The sequence below is a fragment of the Wolbachia endosymbiont (group E) of Neria commutata genome (genome assembly GCF_964026735.1).
Lineage (GTDB): Bacteria > Pseudomonadota > Alphaproteobacteria > Rickettsiales > Anaplasmataceae > Wolbachia.
In genome coordinates this window covers 390,686-411,868 of sequence record NZ_OZ034692.1, presented here as the reverse complement: position 1 = coordinate 411,868, position 21,183 = coordinate 390,686, and the positions used below count along the sequence as shown (strand labels likewise).

Below are 21,183 nucleotides of genomic sequence, written 5' to 3'. Positions count from 1 at the left end.
GAGCGGATAGTGGGAATCGAACCCACGTCACTAGCTTGGAAGGCTAGAGCTCTACCATTAAGCTATACCCGCGCAATGGAGGAGGTAGGATTCGAACCTACGTACGCTCACGCGGACAGATTTACAGTCTGTTACCTTTAACCACTCGGTCACTCCTCCACAAAAATTGTTAAGAAAATACTATTCGAGTATCTTAACCCGAGCTTTCATTGCATTTAATACTAAACACCTAAAATTAAAAAATCAAGCAATAAAACTTGGGTGTTATTAAAGACATACTGATTTTATTTTATATGATGCGATATTATCAATAAAACGTCTAAACAAATAATGTGAATCATGTGTGCCTGGAGCTTCTTCTGGATGATATTGCACTGAAAAAACTGGATAATCCTTCATCGCTATTCCCTCTATACTATTATCAAACAATGAAATATGAGTAACCTCAACATTACTTGGCAAAGAAGCTGAATCAACAGTAAACCCGTGATTTTGGCTAGTGATCTCAACTTTTTTACTATTTACATCATAAACCGGATGATTGCTCCCTCGGTGACCATTTTCCATTTTGATAGTTTTTGCCCCCATGGTTATTGCAAGTAATTGATGCCCCATACATATACCAAAAATTGGTATTTTAGATTTTATAATAATATCTATTTCTGAAACTACACTCTCTCCTATTTCTTCTGGATCACCAGGACCATTTGAAAGCAACACACCGTCTGGATTCATGTTTAATATTTTTCGAGCAAAACCTGCACTGGGTTTTATTAGCTCCACTGCACAACCAAGCTCTATTAAGCGCGAAGCTATACTGATTTTTACGCCAAAATCAACTACGGCTACTTTATATTTTGTATCAAGATTATCTTTAAAATTGTTACTCAAACTAACCTTATTAGTTATCCCTATTCCACTTACAGATTTATATGCTTTTAACTCATCCAATGCATGCTTCTCATCAGGTGAGCATATCATTCCATTTTGAGATCCATGCTCTCTCAAGTATCTAGTTAAAGCCCTTGTATCAACACCTGATATTCCAACTACATTATTTTTCTTTAACCAGTCATTTAGATTAATATATGAAGAGGGATGAGACTCAGGTGAAAGCTCTCGCACAACCACACCACTTGCAAAAATTTTTTCTCCTTCATTATCCTTGTAATTTATTCCGACATTACCAATATGAGGAAAGGTAAATGTTATAATCTGATCCGCAAAAGAAGGATCGGTTATACTATGTTGATAGCCAGTCATACCAGTGGTAAAGCAAACTTCCCCGATGCACTTACCTTTTTTACCTATTGATCTTCCCCAAAAACATTTACCATCTTGTAAAATTAAAATCGCGTCCTGCACTTCATTATCTATTTAACTGATTCAAAACAGTATATAAGCATTTCAAATAATACGTAAACAAATACTAAATCTCTTTTTTCATAAAAATTCATTTTCTTTCCATATATGCATATATTCTCCTTTTAAACAATGGGCTAAAACCGATTTTTTGATAAACAGATACTCCTGATTCTGAAGCGTCGAGAAAGCAATGTGTAGCGTTCAAGGCTCTGGCTTTTGTGAGCGCATGATACATGAGATGGGTTGCGTAACCTTTTTTCTGGTGCTCAGGTAGCGTCCCAACATCATCTACACGTACACTATCTTTATCAATTGACAATGTAAGAGATGACACAGGCTTATCATCTTTATAGAGACTAAAATGATGAAAGCCAGCATTATTTTCATGAGTTTTTCTATACTGATCTGCCACTTCATAAGTGGACTCATAAGCACATATTAATGGTATCATCCAGTCTGTTAAATTTTCATCAACGCATTTAATTATTAGGTTATTATTTTTATGTGACTGAGGTAAGCATAATTCTTCATTTAATTCAATAAACATTGCAACTGATTTACTTGTATATTTAAAATTTTTATCTTTTAAGATATTTTCTAATCTATCATCCAGAAAATGTTCTGGAATTACTACAACCCATGGCAATTTATTTTTCTTAAAAATCTCAGAACAGCTATCTAAAACTTCATTAATGTCTGGAATATTTTCCCGCACGATCAAAGGATTTAAATCTCCAGAATCAACTCCTGTTAAATAAGCCTTTGTTTTGCCATTAAACTCAAAACCTTTGCTACTTATTGACCTTGAGAAAAAATCTTCTGCTTTGTAAAATAGATTGATTAAGTGATTGCTCATTACTTTTGCTTCGCGAACTAGTTAGTTATAATAAACGATTCCAAATTTGGTGCGCAAATTTTTCTTCCGTATAGCCTCCATCTACGGAGATATTTTCCATTTTTGAAAGATTTTCCACCTCAAATTCTCAATCATTTTTATAGCCAAGTTGAGAGAATCTGTTAGCTAAGAAGCTGACCGGATTATTGTTTTAAGTAAAGCGTTTTTCACAAGAGATCTGTGCCTATAGCAGGCATTATTATCAAATTATTCATAATCTATGTTATAATTGACAATATATTTATTAGTAAGGTATGGGTTATGATAGGAGTAAAGGTAAATGACGCTAGTCCAGTAGTTACATTGGAAGCTACGGCTAAAGAATTGGATTTTAGCAAATTAAGAGCAAAAGACAATAAATTAGCAAATTCTGGCGAAACAATGTACTTAGATCTTGGGAGGATGAATTTCATTATTAACGAAAAAAAAATAGATAATAATTTTATTAAAGCATTGAAGGAGGGAGCTAAGCACCCGGAAAGCGAACTTTTTAATAGTAGTGATATATTTAATTCAAAAGAAGCAAGAGAAATAGATACAGATCATGGCCAAGTTTTTGTGGCCTCAGTGCTCAAAGAGCTTGGGAAAGATGCATTTCTTAAAGTATGGGATAACCATTGCAAAAAGGATGACACCACTGCTGATCAAAAAACTGACTCATATAAGGAAGAATTTGAAAAATTTTACAATGCTGGCCAGAAATATGCTCATCTAGCACCAGAAGCGGGCGACGAAAATAAAAAATATCGCCCGCTTGTAAAGGAATTTGTCAAAGAAATATTTGAATATGCTGGAGTAAAAGCTTCAAATGAGATTGTAAATGAGTTTATTACTACTTGCAATCAAGCAGGATGTGTAGGTGCATTATATCGCGAAAATGGACCTCTTATCCATGTAGCTAATATACATAACTTATCTTTCAGTTCTAGTCATACAACATATATTAATTGTAGTGATTCAAATCATGTAACATTTATATCTGATGAGGTGATATCTGTTCGCGATTTTGAAGATCCAAAGGAAATCCTGTGTAAATTGGATAGCTCACTAGAATTTACACTTGAATCTCAAAGTAATGAAAAGGGTGTCACATACAAAGATGGCAAATTAACGCTTACTATTCCTCGAGAATTGGAAAATTATCATTCTAGCAATAAAGAAGAACAATCACATTTAGATACTACTGTGAAAACAAGCTTACTTGAACACATCATTGAAAAATTTTTAGTTATTATTGAAAAACTTTTCAATATAAAACCTGAAAATAGACAGAGGTTTCATGAGGGAATAAAAAATGCACTAAGTCGCAGTAAGAGTTCTGAGGCAATAGTAATAAAGGACACTGGTTATACTCCATTAAAAATAAAGCATAATTTAGGTGATCCATTGACAGTAGTGGATGGTCATCTAGATGTAAAACCACATAAAAATGAACATATAGAGCATGACTTAGATCCGTCACTAAAAGTAAACAACCTCTTAGAAAAGCTAGGACTGTCTTCTCATACTAATAGCCGTGCTGGACGTACATGCGGTTATTAGTAATTAAAATATTTCGAACTCTGTCACACAATCAATTGTTTCAGAGTTCGGAAATTGATTCTTAAACCAAGTATACTGACGTTTCGCGTAGTGCCTTGTGTTGATCTGCGCAATTTGTATTGCTTCTTTCAGGGTAATCTCGCCTTTTAAGTGCTTTATAATCTCTGGAACTCCGTGTGCTTTCATAGCTGGTAGATGTGGATTCAGATTCATACTGAGTAATTCTTTCACTTCATCGATCGCTCCATTTTCAATCATTGTTATAAAGCGTGAGTTTATTTTTTGATATACATATTCTCGTTCAGGCAAGATCGTATATATCTTATAGTTGTAGAACAAAGGAGGTTGTCTATTTTCTTGCCATACAAAGATTGATTTTTCAGTTTCAGTGATAACTTCAAGTGCCCTTGAAAGGCGATGCGAGTCATTCATGAATATTTTACCTTGAATTTTTGGGTCTTTGCTTAGCACTAGTTTATAGAACTCCTCTTTACCTAAATTTTTACTCAGTTCATTTACATTTTTTCTTACTTCCTGACTTATTTGTGGCATTGACGATAAGCCTTTGATTAAACTACTAATGTAAAGCCCACTTGCTCCTGTAATAACAGGTACTTGCAAGTTCTCAAGTGCATTGTTGACTTCTTTCTTTAAATCTTCTAACCATAAGCCCACGGAATAATTTTCTTTTGCTGAAACGTAGCCATATAGTTTATAAAGTCCTTCTTGCTTTTGCGGTTGAGCAGTAATTATAGGAATTTCCTTGTATACTTGCTTTGAATCACAATTTATTACCATAAAATTATCATATTTTTTTATCAAGTTATCACATAATTCTGATTTACCTGAAGCTGTAATTCCTGTAATAATTAGTATATTATTTTTCATTTATATTAATTTAATTAATATATGATAAAGTGTAATAGAAATTTAGATATTATAATCTAAAATTTGGAGATCTGTATGACAAAAAAGGAAGACGATAATTCATTTACCAAACGCTTTGCAAAAAAGACTTCTGATGATGAAAGTTCTGGTAGTACTTCAGCAGGAGGATTCGCCAGCAAGTATTCATCTGGAAATACTAAAGAACAGGCGCTCGGAGCAAAAGGTAAAATTTCTGAATTGGCGGGTAAAAAATCTGCTCCTCAAGAGGCTTTTTCTGACAGTGCAAGTGTAAAACGCACAAAGAAAGAAGAAGATGATGATGGAGAAGGGGCTTTTGCTAAGAGAACAAGGAAAAGCAGATCAGATCTCATATATTTAGTCCGTGGTAAAGATCGTGGAAAATCAGCATGGCATTACGTATTAGTTGACAAAGAAAAAAGAGAAATGTTTCTTGCAAAAAGCAGGTCTGGCTCTATGGACGTTGCAGATTACGGCGAAATTCTATATTCAGGGTGGGGAGAAGATCCACCACAAGACATAGTTGATAAGATTAATGAAGAATTTGGACTATAGTCTAATGCCAGCTTGCAGACGGTTGTCCTTCCCTTTGTTATACTGTTGTTGAGAAAATTTTAAACAGGTTCTAAATAAGCATTACCACTGGGTTCTCTATGTAGTGCTTAAAGGCATTCAAAAATTTTGCCCCTAATGCTCCATCAACTGTCCTATGATCAACAGAGAGCGTCACTGTCATTATCTCTGCTATCTCTATTTTTTCATTCACAACAATTGGTTGTTTTTTAGATGCACCAACAGCCATGATGCAGGATTGTGGAGGATTGATTATAGCGCTGAAGGTCTTGATACCAAACATTCCTAAGTTGGAAATAGTAAATCCTCCACCTTGAAATTCCTCAGGTCTCAACTTCCCAGATCTTGCTCTACTCACCAAATCCTTCACTTCTTTTGATATTGACAAAATACCTTTTTTATCAGCGGTTTTAACTATAGGAGTGATTAATCCATCATCAAGCGCTACAGCGATTGAAATATCTATATTTGAATATTTGAGTATTTTCCTATCTATCCATGAAGAATTTATATCAGGAAATTTTTTCATACTTAAGGCTACAGCTTTTATAACCAAATCATTAATTGTTACTTTATTATTTTCATCTGCTAAGTTAATTTCATTTTTTAATGATACCAACTTATCAACTTGGCAATCTACCGTGAGATAAAAATGCGGAATAGTTTGTTTAGACTCAACTAAGCGCTGCGCTATTATTTGGCGCATGCTACTCACTTCAACTACAGTATTTGCAGCATTGGACCTATCACAACTTTCTAATTGCACATCACTATCCAGTGATTCCAGCACATCAGCTTTAATGATACGACCATAAGGACCTGTGCCTTTCAATTGATTTACATTTACTCCTTCATTTTGAGCTATCTTCTTAGCCAATGGGCTTATTTTTATTCTGTTCTCATCATTTTGATGTGTTACTGTGTTTACCTTCCGATTATCGACAATTTTTTCTGCCACTTCTTTAGATTCCTTCTTAATTTCATTGCCAGTAGAAGAAACGTAGTGATCAAGCACACTTTCATCCTCTCCTTCTTCAAGTATAAGAGCTATCAGCTGATTTACAGGCACGCCACTTGTTCCTTCTGTTACTAAAATTTTTGCCATTACTCCTTCATCTACAGATTCGAACTCCATTATGGCTTTATCAGTCTCTATTTCAGCGATTACATCACCTACTTCAACTCTATCTTGTTCTTTCTTATGCCACTTTACTATTTTCCCTCCAGTTTTACTCATTGTCGGAGAAAGAGCAGGCATTAATATTTTTATAGGCATTTGTCGTACACTAAGAATCTATTCAATTTTTAATTTACTCTTTATCTTATGTCAATCTAATCGTGAATTATGATGAATAAGTTTGTCATCCTATTACTTTCATTATTGAGTTTCAGCGTATCTGCTAATAACTTTGTCTCAACAAAGTCAAATAAGATCAACATGAGAACAGGCCCAGGATTTCACTATCCCATTAAGTGGATATACACTTGCAAGAATCTACCTCTTAAAGTTATAGAGGAATTCGAAAATTGGAAAAAAGTTTGTGATATCAATGAAGCATGTGGGTGGATAAAAAGCAATCTGCTAAGTAGCAAACATTACGCAATGATCAAGGAAGATACTTTTGGCTATCACAAACAGAACTCAGGTAGTAAAATTACCATAAAAATAGATAAATTTGTCATAATGAAAATAGAAAAATGTAGTGAAAAATGGTGCTTATTATCAGCATTGAAATACAAAGCATGGGTGCAGAAAGAGTTCATTTGGGGTGATGATTGAAGCTAAAGTAGTACTTTCTAAGCTAAGCTGTACAGTCCCAGAGTGTAGACCCCCTGCAAAACAAGCAAAAAACAGATGAAAAACATTAAAAAGCGTATAAAATGAAAATTTTAGAAGAGTAAAATGGCAATAAGTTACGTGAAAATAGCAAGAACACCATATGTTTTTAGACAATTGACAGGGCTCACAACATCTGAATTTGAAAAAATTGTGGCAAAAGTGCGTCCAGAGTGGGAAAAAATGGAGGCGAAAAAGAAATGTCACGGAAGAAAATCGCATGTTGAGGAGCTAGAAGACAGGATTTTATGTGTTCTAATTTATTACAGAACGTACATAACGCATCCATTTTTAGGGTTTTTGTTTAATTTGCACAACTCAAATATTTGCCGACTTTTTAAGAAAATGTAGCCATTATTGGCCAAAAAAATTACTATAAAAAAGGATAGAACGCTGACGCCAGAAAGGATTTTAAAAATTTTAGCAGACGTCACAGAGCAACCGATACAGCGGCTGAAAGACAGCAAAAAACGTAAGAAAAGTTACTCAGGAAAAAAGAAAACAACCACGATGAAAACCGAAATTGTGATTGAGGAAAGTGGACAAATTTTGTCGGTTTCAAAGTCACATCGAGGCCGAATGCATGATTTTCGCATAAGAAAACAGGAAAAATTGTTGCCCAAAGATAGCATAAAATATGCTGATTCTGGCTATCAAGGTTGGCAAAAACTGCAGAAAAACGTTGTGATTCCGTACAAAAAACACCGTAAAAAGCCACTAACGGAGGAGCAAAAGGAGCATAATCGGAAGCTGCCATCGTTCAGGATGCGTGTGGAAAATAAGATTCGCGAGATCAATGTTTTTAAGATTATGTCAAATATTTACAGAAATTTTCAGAAGAAATACAACATGAGATTTAATATTATTGCGGGTATTGTGAACTTGCGGCATAGTTTTTAATAATTTTTGGGCTGGGGATTTCTACCTGATTTTATCAGCAACTTGCTTCACGTTGTTTCGCAGGGGGTCTTGTGATGGCAATGCTCGACACATTTGTTCTATGAGTTATTTGCCTTGTTATTATAAGATTTGGTAACATTTCTTCGCTTCAAAACCTAACCTTGCACAACCTTAATATGGCGTTTTTTACCAGCAGATAATTTGATAAACGACTGACCTTTAAAGCTCTCAAAGTCTATGATATAATCAACTTTGTTTATAATATTATCATTAATTTTGCACCCATTGCCTTCTATTAAACGCTTTGCAGCGCTTTTTGACGATTCTAATTCCGTCATCTTGAGTAGGTCTATCAGTAATATACCGCTTGCAACATATTCTTTTTTTAAAATATAGCTTGGTAATAACGAACTATCCTCACCTTCAAAAGCTGAAATTGCAGCAGATTCTGCAAATTCCGCTTCTTTATCACCATGGCATATTTTTGTTACTTCTGTTGCCAAAATCTTTTTTGCCTCATTTATTTCCTGACCTTTTAAGAACTCTAGTTTTTTGATCTCATCAATTGATAAGTCAGTAAATAGTCTCAAGAAACGCCCGACATCTTGATCATCGACATTGCGAAAATATTGCCAATAGTCGTAGGGCTTAAGCATATCACCATCAAGCCATATAGCTCCACTTTCAGTCTTGCCCATTTTTTTTCCTTGGGAATTTAATAAAAGAGGTGTTGTAAGACCAAATAACTCAGGTAAATTCAACTTTCTTCCAAGTTCAATTCCATTTACTATATTTCCCCACTGATCTGATCCCCCTACCTGTAAACAACAACCATACTTTTTATTCAATTCAATAAAATCGTAAGCCTGCAATAGCATATAATTAAATTCTAGAAAGCTTAGGTTTTGCTCTCTATCCAGTCTAGTTTTCACACTATCAAAACTGAGCATACGATTTACAGAGAAATGTGCTCCTATATCACGTAAAAAGTCTATATATTTTATATTATCAAGCCAATCTGCGTTATTTACTATAATAGAATCCGCATTTCCATTACCAAAAGATATCATTCTCTCCAATATTTTTCTTATACCAGATACATTTTGATTGATATCCTGAGTAGATAGGACGCTTCTTACTTTGTCTTTACCCGATGGATCGCCAATTTTCGTTGTTCCACCTCCAAGTAAAACTATTGGCTTATAACCAAATTTTTGCAGATGGCGGAGCATCATAATCTGAATTAGGCTACCGATATGAAGACTTTGCGCTGTGCAATCAAAGCCAATGTATGCAATTATATAATTATTTTGAAGTAGCAGCTGATCTAATCCTTCAATATTTGTACACTGGTATAGATACCCTCTTTCTTGAATGAAATTTAAAAATTCAGATTTCTGCTTCATTTTGTTTAAAATCCTCCGTCATTCGAGTAGTTCTAAAGATGAAATAGGCTGGATCCCAGTATCACGCACTGTGATGACAAAATAGTTCTTCTATTTTATAATATTCTCTTACTTCTGGCCTAAATATGTGAACCATTATGCCTTGAAAATTCAAAACCACCCAATTACCTTCATCCATACCTTCTACGTCTATCTTATCATACTGTTTGAGATCTTTTATTACATGTTCAGCTAAAGCTTTTACATGACGGCTTGAATCACCAGATGCAATAATCATATATTTCGCAATGACAGTTTTATTTTGCACATCAAAAGTGACTATATTATGGCCTTTGTTCTGATCTATTATACTTTCAATCGTGCTTTTTATTAATTCCATATTATCCATCACATCAGTCATCGCCTACAGATTATATAATTTATTTATTAATTATACACTCAAAATTTCTAAACATGAACTATTTTTGATATGAAAATTTGCTCAAAAAGTATTACTTAAGGTGGTGTTTTTATTTTTTTATTGTGTTTTTGGCATAACGACATATACAATACGTATACTTTTGTGTATAATTAAGAATAGTTTTTACCAGTATTTATTTATGAGCAAGACTCTCATTTACTTAATCGGCTTTCCAGGTAGTGGTAAGCTTACTACTGCAAAGAAGCTGTGTAAAATCATTGACGCAGTGATAATAAGTAATAATTTGTTTAATAATATTATATTGAATATTGTTAATTTACGAAATTCTGAAGTTTCAGATGAACTATGGGAAAGCATTTTTTTAGTAAGAGAAAATATGTTAGCGATACTAGAGAAACATCACATAAAATCAAAGCATTACATATTGACGAATGAATTAATAGACGGTGATCCATATGATCAAAGGATATACGATTCGGTGGTAAACTTGAGTGAAAAAATGAGTGTAGAAATTCTTCCTGTAGTTCTATATTGCAATAACGAAGAATTAGTAAAGCGTGTCCAATCAGAGGAGAGAAGCAAGGAAAATAAAATTACTGATCCGAATTCTATGAGAAAAAGAATTGAAGGAAAAAGACTGTTTGTCCCCAAAGGTGCTCTTGAATTTAATAATTCACACTTAAGCGCAAAAGAAGTTGCAAAGAGAATTGCTGAAAAAATTAAGAATAAACGTAAACGCAAAAGAAAATTGGTTGGGGCTTCTATAACAAATCATGTAGAAAAAGAGCGTACTCATGGCTAAGTATCGCCCTTGCGTTGGTATAATGTTATTCAACAAACAAGGCCATGTTTTTATTGGAAACCGTTTTGATAGCGACTCTTATTGGCAAATGCCACAAGGAGGTGTTGATGAAGGTGAAGAATTAGAGCAAGCAGCATTACGCGAGCTACTAGAGGAAGTTGGTACCGATAAAGCAGAAATTATAGCTAAAAACAAAGATTGGATATACTACGATTTGCCTAAAGAAATTATACCAATGTGCTGGAATGGAAAATATTCTGGCCAAAAGCAAAGGTGGTTTTTAATGAAGTTTTTTGGAGAGGATCAAAACATTAATATTAACTATACCGATCATCCGGAATTCAAAGAGTGGCGTTGGCAAAAGGTAGATGATTTAGTAGCAAACGCTATATCATTTAAAAAGCAAGTTTATAGAACGGTAATAGAAGAGTTTTCTTCTCTAATAAAAGCTTCTATTATTGATATTGAGTAATATTGAAAGTAAACTCATGATAGTAGATTCTCATTGCCATTTAATTTATTTTCCTGATGATGAAGTACCAAAAGTAATTTCAAGGGCAGGACAAAATGGTGTAAACATTTTACATAATATATGTATAAGTATTGGTGATGTTCCTAAATTGTTGAAAATTTCTTCATCATATGGTCAGGTTTATTCATCTGTCGGTGTACATCCACTTGATGCTACTATAGAAAACGGTGAATGCATAAAAGTTGATGAATTGGTTGAGTTTACTAAGGACCAAAAGGTAATTAGTATCGGAGAAACCGGATTAGATTTTTTAAAATCCGGCAACAAAATTAATCAGAAAAAGAGTTTTGCATCGCATATAGAAGCATCAAGAACAACTGGATTACCCTTAGTTATTCACACAAGAAGCGCTGATGACGAGATGATTGATATGTTAAAGTCAGAAATGAAAATCAGTGCTTTTAATGGAGTAATGCACTGCTTTGCTTCCTCTAAAGAACTTGCTTATCAATCTATAGATTTAGGGCTATATATTTCATTTTCTGGGATAATTACCTTCAAAAATGCTAACTTGCTCAGAGAAATTGCACAAAACGTTCCTCGCACACGTGTTTTAGTTGAAACTGATTCTCCATATCTATCACCTGAGCCTTATAGAGGAAAAAAAAATGAGCCGGCAATGGTAAAATATGTTGTGGACTGTTTAGCAGAATTATGGAATGAACCACCAGAACAAGTAGCAGAGATAACTACAAATAATTTTTTTAGGCTATTTTCAAAACTATAGTATTTCCTAAACTAAACAATATATGATGAGCATATCTATAAAGAGAGGCATTTGATCGAATATTTTTTTGGAGGAATAACAACTTCGCATCCTTTGCTCTCAAGACTAGCAACAAAAGCATTACTGTCATAGCCTTTATCAGCCACTACAGTGGAGTTAGTGACGTTTTAGTGAGAACTTCAGCCTGCGTAATTTCGTTCCTCTGGCCAGGAGTTAGGATAAATTTCAGCGGATTACCAAGTGCATCAACAAGTGCGTGAATCTTGGTTGTGAAACCACCTTTGCTCCGTCCAAGTGCTTCTTGAGCCTGAGAATCTTTTCCATAACCAGCGGCACAAGCATGGGCTCGAACGATCGTACCATCAATAGACCCCCTGCGAAAAGGTAGAAAGTAGGTAAAAACGACTAAAAAGCATGTAAAATGAAAGTTTTAGGAGAGGGAAGATGGCAATAAGTTACGTAAAAATAGCAAGAACACCATATATTTTTAGACAATTGACAGGGCTCACAACATCTGAATTTGAAAAAATTGTGGCAAAAGTGCGTCCAGAGTGGGAAAAAATGGAGGCGAAAAAGAAATGTCACGGAAGAAAATCGCATGTTGAGGAGCTAGAAGACAGGATTTTATGTGTTCTAATTTATTACAGAACGTACATAACGCATCCATTTTTAGGGTTTTCGTTTAATTTGCACAACTCAAATATTTGCCGACTTTTTAAGAAAATGTAGCCATTATTGGCCAAAAAAATTACTATAAAAAAGGATAGAACGCTGACGCCAGAAAGGATTTTAAAAATTTTAGCAGACGTCACGGAGCAACCGATACAGCGGCCGAAAGACAGCAAAAAACGTAAGAAAAGTTATTCCGGAAAAAAGAAAGCAACCACGATAAAAACCGAAATTGTGATCGAGGGAAATGGGCAAATTCTGTCGATTTCGAAGTCGCATAGAGGTCGAATGTATGATTTTCGCATAAGGAAACAGGAAAAATTGTTGGCCAAAGATAGCATAAAATATGCCGATTCTGGGTATCAAGGTTGGCAAAAACTGCAGAAAAACGTTGTGATTCCGTACAAAAAACACCGTAAAAAGCCACTAACGGAGGAGCAAAAGGAGCATAATCGGAAGCTGGCATCGTTCAGGATGCGTGTGGAAAATAAGATTCGTGAGATAAAAATCTTCAAAATAATGTCAAATGTTTACCGCAATTTTCAGAAGAAATACAACATGAGATTTAATATTATAGCAGGAATTGTGAATTTGAGGCATAGTTTTTAATAATTTTTGGGCTGGGGATTTCTTACCAGATTTTATCAGCAACTTGCTTCACGTTGTTTCGCAGGAGGTCTTCTGAAAGACAGGTATAGAAAAACTAGAGTATCCACCTTAAATTCGTTGAATTCTTTAACCCTTATCTCTTAACTTGACGCGTATGGTTTATTTAACACTCCCTTTATAAATTTCTCAAACTTGGCTTTTCTCTTGATTTTTCAAGCCTCTCTCTATTTAGTATAGAATTTACTTCTTCCACACTTTTATCAATATCATCATTTACTATCACATAATCATATTTATCACTTTTGCTTATTTCTTTTTGAGCCTCAGATAATCTACGCTCTATTTCGCTCGCACTGTCACCATTACGCTTTTGCAAACGCATTCTAAGCTCTTCTATTGAAGGGGGGAGTATAAAGACACTTACAACTTTCTCTCTTATGATTTTAAATAAATGAAATGCTCCCTGCCAATCTATACTTAGCAGAACACTTATCCCATCACTTAGGTTTTGCTCTATAAAATCCCTTGGTATACCATAAAAATTTTCAAAAACTTTAGCATATTCAAGCATTTGGCCAGCTTGACATAACTCATGAAATCTTTCCTCAGTTACAAAAAAGTAGTCTTTTCCTTCTATTTCTCCAGGGCGAGGTTCACGCGTTGTCGTAGAAACAGATCTAACTAAGTTAGTTGATCGCTCAAGTAGTTTTTCTGATATGGTGGTTTTTCCAGCTCCAGATGGAGATGATAGAACCAATAATATGCCCTCATTGTTTACAGTCATTTTTTAAGCAATTTAACAAACATGTCATAGGGTTTTGTATTCAATCAAATTTTGCATTTTTTAATACAGCACTTTTTAGATCAGATTTTAAAAAGCTAGAATGGTCTAAATTAGAATCTGACAAATTGGTATCAATAAGAGAAGCATTATCAAAAATAGCATAACGCAAATCTGTTTTTTCAAGATTCGCTTTATTTAAATTAACATTTATAAACTTTGCTCTACTAAGTATCGAATTAGATAAATCAGCGTTTTCTAAATTCATGTCCTCAAATTCAAAGTAAGAATAATTTACATCAAATTTTTTACCCTGTGATACTTTTTCTTGAAAATCTTCAACCGAAGTGATAGCGTTTTCTAAACTCGTAAGTTTTTCCTGTCCTTTGCTGTCAATCAAAATTGAATTATCAAACTTACAATCTGTTAAATGAACGTCAACAACTGAGCTTTTATATATGCTTGAGGATTGAAAAGACATATCACTCATTATTGAATTACCAAAATTGCTGCGAAAAAAGCTAGTTTTTTTAAAAACATTATCATGAAGTAAAGAAGATCTAAAATCGCTTTCAATAAAATTTGAGTTAGTTACCCTTAAATTAGACCAGCTTGAATTGTCAGCTATTAAATTAACGAACGTTGAGCTTTCTATCTCGCTAGAATCAATGTTATGATGAGAAAGTGTGCTGTTATAAACCTGAGAATCCTGAACTTTGATCTTGTACATAGAAGTTAAGGAAAGATCTACTTCCTCTACCTTTGCAGAGTTAAATAGTGAATGATTAAAAAATGAACCATGCATGTTAGAATTCGCAACCTTAGTATTATAAAATTTTCCACGGCAAATATCAGCATCAGAGAGATCAGCTTCATTTAGTTCACTAAAGCTAAAATCAATATTGGATAAATCTGCATCCTGAAGATTTACCCCGTAAGCATTCGTATGCTTTACCTTGGAGCCATTCAGTATAGACTGAACAAAAGTTGAGTGATAGCTATTCACATAGGAAATGTGTGTATTGCTTAAATTGGCTCTATTAAAATTACTGTCCATTATAGTAGAAGAATTAAAGCAGGCGTTGGAAATATTGCTACCTGTGAAATCCGATTCTTTTATCTCTGCGCCATATATATTAGCGTTTTTTAACGAAGAAAATTGTATTTTTAATTTATATGAATCCACCCCAAAGAAATTTGCATTATCAAGATAGCTTCTCTGCACAACAGTATCGTTTATTTCACTATCATTAAAATTTACATAGCTGACATCTGAGTTCGATAAGTTAGAAAAGCTCATTTTCACATTCGAAAAATTAGTATGCAAACCAGTGATGTTATACATGGTCACTTTTTTTAAATCAGAATTGATAAACTCAGCATAATGTAAATCAGAATTATCAAATGTTACATCTGTTAAATTTGCAGAGACGAATTTTGCAAAACTTAAATTCGTATCTTTTACTTTAATGCCGTGTAAATTAGCATTGGAGAAATTAGCTCCTCGTAAATCAGCATCAATGAAAGACACGCCAGATAGATCAGTATTAGAAAAATCAGCACCAATTAAGCTCACCCCGTTAAAAATAGATCCATCTAGGTACAATTGACTAAAATTAGCTCCATTTAAGTTAGAGCCAAAACCTTTCTTAAAATCTTCTGGTACACCCTCTTCGTGACACCTTACCAAAAATTTAGCAAAATCTTTTTTACTGTAAGTTACATATTTTATGTCATGGAGGGTGTTCAAAAAATCACCGATCAAATTTTTTTCATTACTTATTTCATTGCCGTAACATAAGTTACAAACTAAAATTAATATCAAAAATCTAATCATTTTGCTTGATCTTCATCACACTGAGACTCATTGTTTTCTTTTGTTTCTCTAGCCCAATCATACATTTCTGAGCTTTCTTTGTTGCTTATCTTTCTATGCTCTAAAAGATATGGAGTCATTTCAGCAATCACATTTATTATATCGATTTGTTTTCTTTCGATTGCTATATCAATAGGGGATTGGAAATTATTATTAACCACTCTAGGGTCAGCACCTTGTAATAAAAGAAAGCGTACTATATCTATTTCACTGTGCTTAACTGCATAAATCAGAGGAGTATCGCCAAATTTATTTCTAAATTTTAACACCTCTTCAGTAGTTAATCCAATTTTTTCTAGTTTACTAATTATTCCTCTTAGACAAGATAAGTTATTCTTTTTAATACAGTAGAAAAGCTGCTTACTATAATCATCAATGAATATTGTTGGTGGAAGATGCTCATTAAGGCTGTCATACTGCCGCTTATATATCGACTTGCTCTGCACGTTTTTATTATTCCACTCTTTTATTGGTTCTTTGTGTAATTTTGTCCATTTTTGTAAACTCTTCTTTTGACTTTGTTCATCATCTTCGTCTTTTTTGGCTATAGGTCTCGCTCTATTTTTTCCATTACGTTCCTTGAAATCACCACTTACTTTTTTTTCAGCAGTGTCTTCTTCTTTTTTTTCTTCTAATGGTTTGCTTACATCGTCTGCTGAGAGCTTACTATCTTTTACATCAATCTCTTTACTAGCTTGTAAATCTTTTTGCAAATCAGCTGCATTTTCATTCAAATTAGCGATTAAAGGGAAAGGCTCTGTCTTCAAATTTTCCTTTTCGATCACATTTGGTAAGTCTCGGGCAATTTCATCTGCATGCAAGCTATTACCCAAATCTTCATCAACTTTCTTGTCTTCACTGATATTCCTTTCACTTGTGGTAGTCTGATTTTTATCATGCTCTACACTGATAATATCATCTGCTTTTTTACTCTCAGACTCTTGTGTTTGGTTCTTGGTATTTAATTTATCAACATTCACAGCATCGTTTTTTAAAGACTCCAATTCGTCTTTCTGATTTATGCTATTTGGTAAATCTTGCTTAAAATCCTTCCTGACATCAACATTATCATGCTGATACAAAGGTTTCACTGATTCATCTGCATTAATTTTCTTATTCCATTCTTCTTCAAAGCGCTCTGCCGCAAATAGATTAGACACTGCAGCTAGCAATACAAAGTATAAAATATTTTTCATAAATATTCCAAGCATAAGCTTAATTAAGATGATACTATAACCAAATAATTAATCTATAGTAAAAAATGTCTTGAGATTTTATCTGTAATTCATTAAAAAATCAATATTTAAATTGCAAATGAAATTAGCAAGAGCAAGAAATGGAATCAAGTTTTAGTAACGGTACATAATACCAAATTTCATTAGTAAACAAACAATTGGGCAATAGTGGAAATGAAGTTATACTAAAGTCAGTATAAAAACACTATTTTGTTGATAAAATTTGAACTAACTGATAAATCTTTTACAAAGCTCATTATAAGATAAAATGTTTTTATTAAAACCTACGAATTTCTCTTCTTTTTCCAAAAAGATGCTACCTTGGCTTGGGGTTATTTGCTGCACATGTTTTTTAATCGGAATGTTTTTGGCTTTATTTTTTTCACCAGAGGATTACAAACAAGGGGAAATTGTACGAATAATGTATCTTCATGTACCTTCTGCTTGGCTTTCTCTTGGAATATATGGATTAATTGCCTCACTAAGTTTTATTTCACTCGTGTGGAACAACAGCATTGCTAGTGTTTTGGCACACGCTGCCGCTCCTGCAGGGATGGTCTTTTCTGCTATATGCTTGATTACAGGTAGCATCTGGGGAAAAGCAACCTGGGGCACTTGGTGGGTATGGGACGCAAGACTTACCTCGATGTTGATTTTATTTTTTCTATATGTTGGATACCTTTCATTATGGAGTGCTTTTGACAATGAAGCGAGAGCTGAAAAATCGGCAGCAATGTTTGCCATTTTTAGCGCTATAAACATTCCTATAGTAAAATTTTCTGTAAATTTGTGGTCTACTCTTCATCAACCAGCAAGCATTATGAGAAAAGGTGGTATTGCTATTGAAGGTTCGTTATTACTTCCACTGGTTGTTATGTTTGTGTTTTGTGCCACGTTTTTTTTAGTAGTGTGGATATTGTACTCACTTCATTTGATCAATTCATATAAAATTAAGAGAGAAATTAGTGTGAGGTATTGATGTACAGCCCAGAGTATGATGGCGTGGATTAAGTACAAATAACTCAGGAGATTGTGTGCACTGGTTGCATATAAATTCATATGGGGTAAGACCCTTAAGCCGCTTTGTATTGCTCTATGCACCGCCTCTGTTGTTCCGGCGCACCCATGTAACCACAACTCCTCCTTTGATGGTAACTTCTCATATATTATGCCATTATACTCTGGGACTATACACCAATGTATCTACAATAATATATAGAATTTCGAAAGAAGTCTGTCTATTATCTCCTCCAACTTGCCCCATGTACATTAGCGTCCTGTAGTGGCTCAACCTCATATACCCATAATGTTGTTCTCTCGTGCCTATCTGTTGATGCAAATGCACGGTAATATGTACTACGTCCAGTATTTCTTATGTTAATATCAACTCTATTTGTAGTTGTGGGTGTGTTATTTTTCTGTGGATTGCTATTTTCCTTATTTGCATCGCTAATGCTATTGTTACTGTGCATAATTAACCCCTTACACATATTAACATTTTACATAATAATATCAATATTTATTTATAAATTGATATTCTTGCCTGCCCATAAGAATATTTTCGTTGTGGTAAAAGTTCTGAAGATGTATATTGATGAGTCTTGTTTTCAGTAAAGAATGAAAGTAATAATTCTGATGATAATGTTGCTCTGTAGTAGTTACACAGTAGCAAGTGAGCACATAAGCCTCGTTGATAAAAAATTATCCCAAGGGTATGTAGCTCCGGTGGTAATAGGTAATAGCCTTATTGTAGCTGATAAACATGGCGCTTTATATTCCTTTGACATTGATAATTCAAGAGCGCTGAATTGGAGGTCCCATCCACCATATAGAAAAAAAATTGGTAACATAAGCTTATCGAGTTATGAAGAAAATGTTTTCTTTATAGTGGATAACATTTTATATAGCATAGATGCAAAAACTGGTGAGGCTCAGTGGGAAAGAGAATTAAGAGCGCCAGTAAGAGGAAAAGCAGTAGTAATAAATAATAAGTTGGTAGTATTAACTATTGATAATTATCTGCATGTGTTTGACGTCAAAGATGGCAGCTCTGTTTGGACTTATCAAAATGGTATCAGCGAGATTCGAGGTTTGCATTCTGTATCGCCAGCAATTTCCGGTGACAAAATAATAGCACCATTTTCAAATGGAGAGCTCATAGCTTTCAGTGGAGATGGCAAAAAATTATGGAGCCAAAAATTATCTACAAATCTTTTGGATACACAGCTAACAGATGTAAATACCACGCCAAAAGTACATGGTGACGTTTTGATAGCTACAAATAATTCATATGTTTGTGGTATTGATATAAAATCAGGGAATGTTTTATGGTCAAAGCCATTGCAAGTAAAAAGTATATCGGATATTGAATCGTATTATAGTCCGCTGATTAAAAATCAAAGAGAAGGTGGCAGGGTTTTTATTATTACTAAAGATAATAAAATAATTGGCATTAATATACTGAGCGGTGAAACAGTCTGGACATCCGGTTCAATAGAAAAGACAGAGTTATTTGCTCCAATTGTCCATGCTCATACGCTGTGGGTGGTAGGCAATAAAGGTTCGATGTTTGCTTTTCCAGGCTTGGATAGTGAAGGGAAGGTAGTAAAAATACCTGGTAATGTGTTTCATACCCCGGTCTTTACTCATGATAAGATATACGTAACAACTGAAAAAAATGGTGTTTATTCTTTAGAAAATAGGTTTGTTCTTTATGACTGATTATTATGATCTGATTGTTATAGGTGGTGGTCCTGGTGGTTACAAATGTGCTATTACCGCTGCAAAGCTTGGGCTCAAAGTTGCATGCGTAGATAAAAATAGTATCTTTGGTGGTACGTGTCTGCGAGTTGGATGTATACCTTCTAAAGCGCTATTACATTCTTCTTATCAGTATGCTCATACAAAAAATAATCTGTCGAAACTTGGTATAAAAGTAAAGGATGTGAGTTTCGACTTGAAAGAAATGCTGAGCTATAAAGATGCTAGAGTTCAAGAGCTAGGGCAAGGGATAGACTACCTGTTTAATCTTTATAAAATCACTAAAGTGAGCGGAATGGGAAAAATCACTTCTTTTGATCAAGGTAATCTTGAAATTTCAGTTGAAGGTAAGGCACTGAAAACAAAAAACATAGTGATTGCAACTGGCTCTGACGTCAGCTCTTTGCCAGGAGTTGATATTGATGAGAAAAATATTATTTCGTCTACCGGTTCACTATCTTTAACTGAAGTGCCAAAAAAGCTTGTTGTGATCGGAGCTGGAGCAATAGGACTTGAAATGTCTTCTGTGTGGAGTAGATTGGGATCAGAAGTTACTGTAGTAGAATTTTTTGATAGAATTGCTGCAGCAATGGATAATGAACTAAGTAAATCATTGCTTGCCAGTCTGCAAAAACAAGGAATAAAGTTTTTACTTAGCACTAAAGTTGAGGAGATAAAACAAAGCGGTAATTTTTTCAATGTAAAAGTCTGTTCTGTAAAAGACAATCAAACGAGTACTATAGAAGCAGACAAAGTTTTAGTTGCAGTAGGGCGAAAACCATGCACTGAAGGTCTTGGTATTGATAGTACAGTAGAAAAAGATAATCGTGGCTTTGTTCAAGTGAGCAATAGATATGAAACTAATGTGAAAGGAATATTCGCAATTGGTGATGTGGTTGGTGGAGCAATGCTTGCTCATAAAGCAGAAGAGGAAGGGGTAGCAGTTGCGGAGATAATAGCAGGGCAATCACCTCATGTTGATTATGAAATAATTCCATCTGTTATTTACACTCACCCGGCTGTGTCTTCAATTGGTAAAACTGAAGAAGAATTGAAAAGCGTTGGACGTAAATATAAAGTTGGTAAATGTCAGTTTGCTGCAAATGGAAGAGCAAGAATTACCGATGATGCTGAAGGATTCGTGAAAGTGCTGACTTGCAGTACAAACGATACAATACTTGGTGTACATATCATAGGAGCATATGCTGATACATTAATTAACGAGGCAGCAGTTGCAATGGCATATGGTGCAGCGGCAGAGGATATATATAGAATTTGTCACTCTCATCCCGACGTAAATGAAGCATTCCGTGATGCATGTATCGATGCTTTCTTTAAAAGGTAATC

At 34.3% G+C, this 21,183-nt stretch carries 19 protein-coding genes, 2 tRNA genes and 4 pseudogenes; 11 read left to right on the top strand and 14 right to left on the bottom strand.

The genetic code is table 11. The features are described from left to right. Position 1: 1 nt before the first annotated feature. The 4 genes from AAGD89_RS02125 to AAGD89_RS02110 all read right to left on the bottom strand — a co-directional run bounded on the left by AAGD89_RS02125 (position 2) and on the right by AAGD89_RS02110 (position 2,221). Positions 2–72: transfer RNA gene (locus AAGD89_RS02125), tRNA-Gly, on the bottom strand. Between the two features lie 4 nt (positions 73–76). After that, positions 77–159 (bottom strand) — tRNA-Tyr (locus AAGD89_RS02120). A gap of 108 nt (positions 160–267) precedes the next feature. Further along, positions 268–1,365: a glutamine-hydrolyzing carbamoyl-phosphate synthase small subunit gene (carA, locus tag AAGD89_RS02115; protein ID WP_341808634.1), complete on the bottom strand. Its 1,098-nt coding sequence runs from the start codon at positions 1,363–1,365 to the stop codon at positions 268–270. A gap of 88 nt (positions 1,366–1,453) precedes the next feature. Next, the gene (locus AAGD89_RS02110; RefSeq protein ID WP_341808633.1) at positions 1,454–2,221 is read right to left on the bottom strand and encodes a GNAT family N-acetyltransferase; all 768 of its coding nucleotides are present in this window, start codon (positions 2,219–2,221) and stop codon (positions 1,454–1,456) included. Positions 2,222–2,521: 300 nt separating this feature from the next. On the opposite strand from AAGD89_RS02110, the gene AAGD89_RS02105 reads away from it, so the two are divergent. After that, entirely contained in the window at positions 2,522–3,802 is a 1,281-nt protein-coding gene (locus AAGD89_RS02105; protein ID WP_341808632.1) for a hypothetical protein, read from the top strand. Positions 3,803–3,805: 3 nt separating this feature from the next. Here the strand turns inward: AAGD89_RS02105 and miaA are convergent, their stop codons facing one another. Continuing rightward, the gene (gene miaA / locus AAGD89_RS02100) at positions 3,806–4,690 is read right to left on the bottom strand and encodes a tRNA (adenosine(37)-N6)-dimethylallyltransferase MiaA (protein ID WP_341808631.1); all 885 of its coding nucleotides are present in this window, start codon (positions 4,688–4,690) and stop codon (positions 3,806–3,808) included. A gap of 75 nt (positions 4,691–4,765) precedes the next feature. On the opposite strand from miaA, the gene AAGD89_RS02095 reads away from it, so the two are divergent. After that, positions 4,766–5,263, top strand: a complete 498-nt coding sequence (locus AAGD89_RS02095) for a hypothetical protein (RefSeq protein ID WP_341808630.1) — start codon at positions 4,766–4,768, stop codon at positions 5,261–5,263. Between the two features lie 70 nt (positions 5,264–5,333). Here the strand turns inward: AAGD89_RS02095 and AAGD89_RS02090 are convergent, their stop codons facing one another. Next, a complete protein-coding gene (locus AAGD89_RS02090; protein ID WP_341808629.1) occupies positions 5,334–6,557 on the bottom strand; it encodes a pyruvate dehydrogenase complex dihydrolipoamide acetyltransferase in 1,224 nt (407 codons plus the stop codon). 72 nt (positions 6,558–6,629) lie between these two features. Here AAGD89_RS02090 and AAGD89_RS02085 point away from each other — a divergent pair, with 72 nt between their 5' ends. Both AAGD89_RS02085 and AAGD89_RS02080 read left to right on the top strand, forming a co-directional pair. Beyond that, positions 6,630–7,061 (top strand): SH3 domain-containing protein, encoded by a 432-nt coding sequence (locus AAGD89_RS02085; protein WP_341808628.1) that lies wholly within the window; start codon positions 6,630–6,632, stop codon positions 7,059–7,061. A 123-nt stretch (positions 7,062–7,184) separates the two neighbouring features. Beyond that, a pseudogene (locus AAGD89_RS02080) lies at positions 7,185–8,018 on the top strand (transposase family protein). A gap of 155 nt (positions 8,019–8,173) precedes the next feature. On the opposite strand, the gene tyrS reads toward AAGD89_RS02080, so the two are convergent. Beyond that, positions 8,174–9,424, bottom strand: a complete 1,251-nt coding sequence (gene tyrS, locus AAGD89_RS02075) for a tyrosine--tRNA ligase (RefSeq protein WP_341808627.1) — start codon at positions 9,422–9,424, stop codon at positions 8,174–8,176. 61 nt (positions 9,425–9,485) lie between these two features. After that, complete coding sequence (gene rsfS, locus AAGD89_RS02070) at positions 9,486–9,824, bottom strand: ribosome silencing factor (protein WP_341808626.1); 339 nt, start codon at positions 9,822–9,824, stop codon at positions 9,486–9,488. A gap of 199 nt (positions 9,825–10,023) precedes the next feature. Between rsfS and AAGD89_RS02065 the strand changes: the two genes are divergently transcribed. The 3 genes from AAGD89_RS02065 to AAGD89_RS02055 are packed head-to-tail and all read left to right on the top strand — an operon-like array spanning position 10,024 to position 11,906. After that, positions 10,024–10,647, top strand: a complete 624-nt coding sequence (locus AAGD89_RS02065) for an AAA family ATPase (protein ID WP_341808625.1) — start codon at positions 10,024–10,026, stop codon at positions 10,645–10,647. Then, positions 10,640–11,119 (top strand): RNA pyrophosphohydrolase, encoded by a 480-nt coding sequence (locus tag AAGD89_RS02060; protein ID WP_341808624.1) that lies wholly within the window; start codon positions 10,640–10,642, stop codon positions 11,117–11,119. The genes AAGD89_RS02065 and AAGD89_RS02060 overlap by 8 nt, the downstream gene beginning before the upstream one ends. Positions 11,120–11,135: 16 nt before the next feature. Then, entirely contained in the window at positions 11,136–11,906 is a 771-nt protein-coding gene (locus AAGD89_RS02055) for a TatD family hydrolase (RefSeq protein ID WP_341808896.1), read from the top strand. Between the two features lie 56 nt (positions 11,907–11,962). Here AAGD89_RS02055 and AAGD89_RS02050 read toward each other — a convergent pair. Then, a pseudogene (locus tag AAGD89_RS02050) lies at positions 11,963–12,273 on the bottom strand (transposase); the annotation flags it as partial. A gap of 77 nt (positions 12,274–12,350) precedes the next feature. Here AAGD89_RS02050 and AAGD89_RS02045 point away from each other — a divergent pair. Beyond that, positions 12,351–13,184: pseudogene (locus AAGD89_RS02045) on the top strand (transposase family protein). A gap of 175 nt (positions 13,185–13,359) precedes the next feature. On the opposite strand, the gene gmk reads toward AAGD89_RS02045, so the two are convergent. The 3 genes from gmk to AAGD89_RS02030 are packed head-to-tail and all read right to left on the bottom strand — an operon-like array spanning position 13,360 to position 17,037. Continuing rightward, positions 13,360–13,968, bottom strand: a complete 609-nt coding sequence (gene gmk, locus AAGD89_RS02040; protein WP_341808623.1) for a guanylate kinase — start codon at positions 13,966–13,968, stop codon at positions 13,360–13,362. 40 nt (positions 13,969–14,008) lie between these two features. Beyond that, entirely contained in the window at positions 14,009–15,802 is a 1,794-nt protein-coding gene (locus AAGD89_RS02035; RefSeq protein WP_341808622.1) for a pentapeptide repeat-containing protein, read from the bottom strand. Then, the gene (locus tag AAGD89_RS02030; RefSeq protein WP_341808621.1) at positions 15,799–17,037 is read right to left on the bottom strand and encodes an ankyrin repeat domain-containing protein; all 1,239 of its coding nucleotides are present in this window, start codon (positions 17,035–17,037) and stop codon (positions 15,799–15,801) included. Before AAGD89_RS02030 ends, AAGD89_RS02035 begins: the two co-directional genes overlap by 4 nt. 307 nt (positions 17,038–17,344) lie before the next feature. Between AAGD89_RS02030 and ccmC the strand changes: the two genes are divergently transcribed. Next, positions 17,345–18,055: a heme ABC transporter permease CcmC gene (gene ccmC, locus AAGD89_RS02025; RefSeq protein WP_341808620.1), complete on the top strand. Its 711-nt coding sequence runs from the start codon at positions 17,345–17,347 to the stop codon at positions 18,053–18,055. Here the strand turns inward: ccmC and AAGD89_RS02020 are convergent. Beyond that, positions 18,017–18,160, bottom strand: a pseudogene (locus tag AAGD89_RS02020) (IS481 family transposase); the annotation flags it as partial. The gene ccmC and the pseudogene AAGD89_RS02020 sit on opposite strands and share 39 nt — an antisense overlap. A gap of 157 nt (positions 18,161–18,317) precedes the next feature. Next, a complete protein-coding gene (locus AAGD89_RS02015) occupies positions 18,318–18,548 on the bottom strand; it encodes a hypothetical protein (RefSeq protein ID WP_341808619.1) in 231 nt (76 codons plus the stop codon). A 145-nt stretch (positions 18,549–18,693) separates the two neighbouring features. Here AAGD89_RS02015 and AAGD89_RS02010 point away from each other — a divergent pair, with 145 nt between their 5' ends. Next, positions 18,694–19,797: a PQQ-binding-like beta-propeller repeat protein gene (locus AAGD89_RS02010; protein WP_341808618.1), complete on the top strand. Its 1,104-nt coding sequence runs from the start codon at positions 18,694–18,696 to the stop codon at positions 19,795–19,797. Then, positions 19,790–21,181: a dihydrolipoyl dehydrogenase gene (lpdA, locus tag AAGD89_RS02005; RefSeq protein ID WP_341808617.1), complete on the top strand. Its 1,392-nt coding sequence runs from the start codon at positions 19,790–19,792 to the stop codon at positions 21,179–21,181. Before AAGD89_RS02010 ends, lpdA begins: the two co-directional genes overlap by 8 nt. The last annotated feature ends 2 nt before the right edge of the window (positions 21,182–21,183 follow it).

Bases quoted from the DNA above. Each gene is read 5' to 3' on its own strand.
- AAGD89_RS02095 (WP_341808630.1), top strand. From the start codon at position 4,766: ATGACAAAAAAGGAAGACGATAATTCATTTACCAAACGCTTTGCAAAA.
- AAGD89_RS02085 (WP_341808628.1), top strand. From the start codon at position 6,630: ATGAATAAGTTTGTCATCCTATTACTTTCATTATTGAGTTTCAGCGTA.
- gmk (WP_341808623.1), bottom strand. From the start codon at position 13,968: ATGACTGTAAACAATGAGGGCATATTATTGGTTCTATCATCTCCATCT.
- AAGD89_RS02090 (WP_341808629.1), bottom strand. From the start codon at position 6,557: ATGCCTATAAAAATATTAATGCCTGCTCTTTCTCCGACAATGAGTAAA.
- AAGD89_RS02035 (WP_341808622.1), bottom strand. From the start codon at position 15,802: ATGATTAGATTTTTGATATTAATTTTAGTTTGTAACTTATGTTACGGC.
- AAGD89_RS02065 (WP_341808625.1), top strand. From the start codon at position 10,024: ATGAGCAAGACTCTCATTTACTTAATCGGCTTTCCAGGTAGTGGTAAG.
- rsfS (WP_341808626.1), bottom strand. From the start codon at position 9,824: ATGACTGATGTGATGGATAATATGGAATTAATAAAAAGCACGATTGAA.
- AAGD89_RS02055 (WP_341808896.1), top strand. From the start codon at position 11,136: ATGATAGTAGATTCTCATTGCCATTTAATTTATTTTCCTGATGATGAA.
- AAGD89_RS02015 (WP_341808619.1), bottom strand. From the start codon at position 18,548: ATGCACAGTAACAATAGCATTAGCGATGCAAATAAGGAAAATAGCAAT.
- lpdA (WP_341808617.1), top strand. From the start codon at position 19,790: ATGACTGATTATTATGATCTGATTGTTATAGGTGGTGGTCCTGGTGGT.
- AAGD89_RS02030 (WP_341808621.1), bottom strand. From the start codon at position 17,037: ATGAAAAATATTTTATACTTTGTATTGCTAGCTGCAGTGTCTAATCTA.
- tyrS (WP_341808627.1), bottom strand. From the start codon at position 9,424: ATGAAGCAGAAATCTGAATTTTTAAATTTCATTCAAGAAAGAGGGTAT.
- AAGD89_RS02105 (WP_341808632.1), top strand. From the start codon at position 2,522: ATGATAGGAGTAAAGGTAAATGACGCTAGTCCAGTAGTTACATTGGAA.
- AAGD89_RS02010 (WP_341808618.1), top strand. From the start codon at position 18,694: ATGAAAGTAATAATTCTGATGATAATGTTGCTCTGTAGTAGTTACACA.
- AAGD89_RS02060 (WP_341808624.1), top strand. From the start codon at position 10,640: ATGGCTAAGTATCGCCCTTGCGTTGGTATAATGTTATTCAACAAACAA.
- ccmC (WP_341808620.1), top strand. From the start codon at position 17,345: ATGTTTTTATTAAAACCTACGAATTTCTCTTCTTTTTCCAAAAAGATG.
- miaA (WP_341808631.1), bottom strand. From the start codon at position 4,690: ATGAAAAATAATATACTAATTATTACAGGAATTACAGCTTCAGGTAAA.
- AAGD89_RS02110 (WP_341808633.1), bottom strand. From the start codon at position 2,221: ATGAGCAATCACTTAATCAATCTATTTTACAAAGCAGAAGATTTTTTC.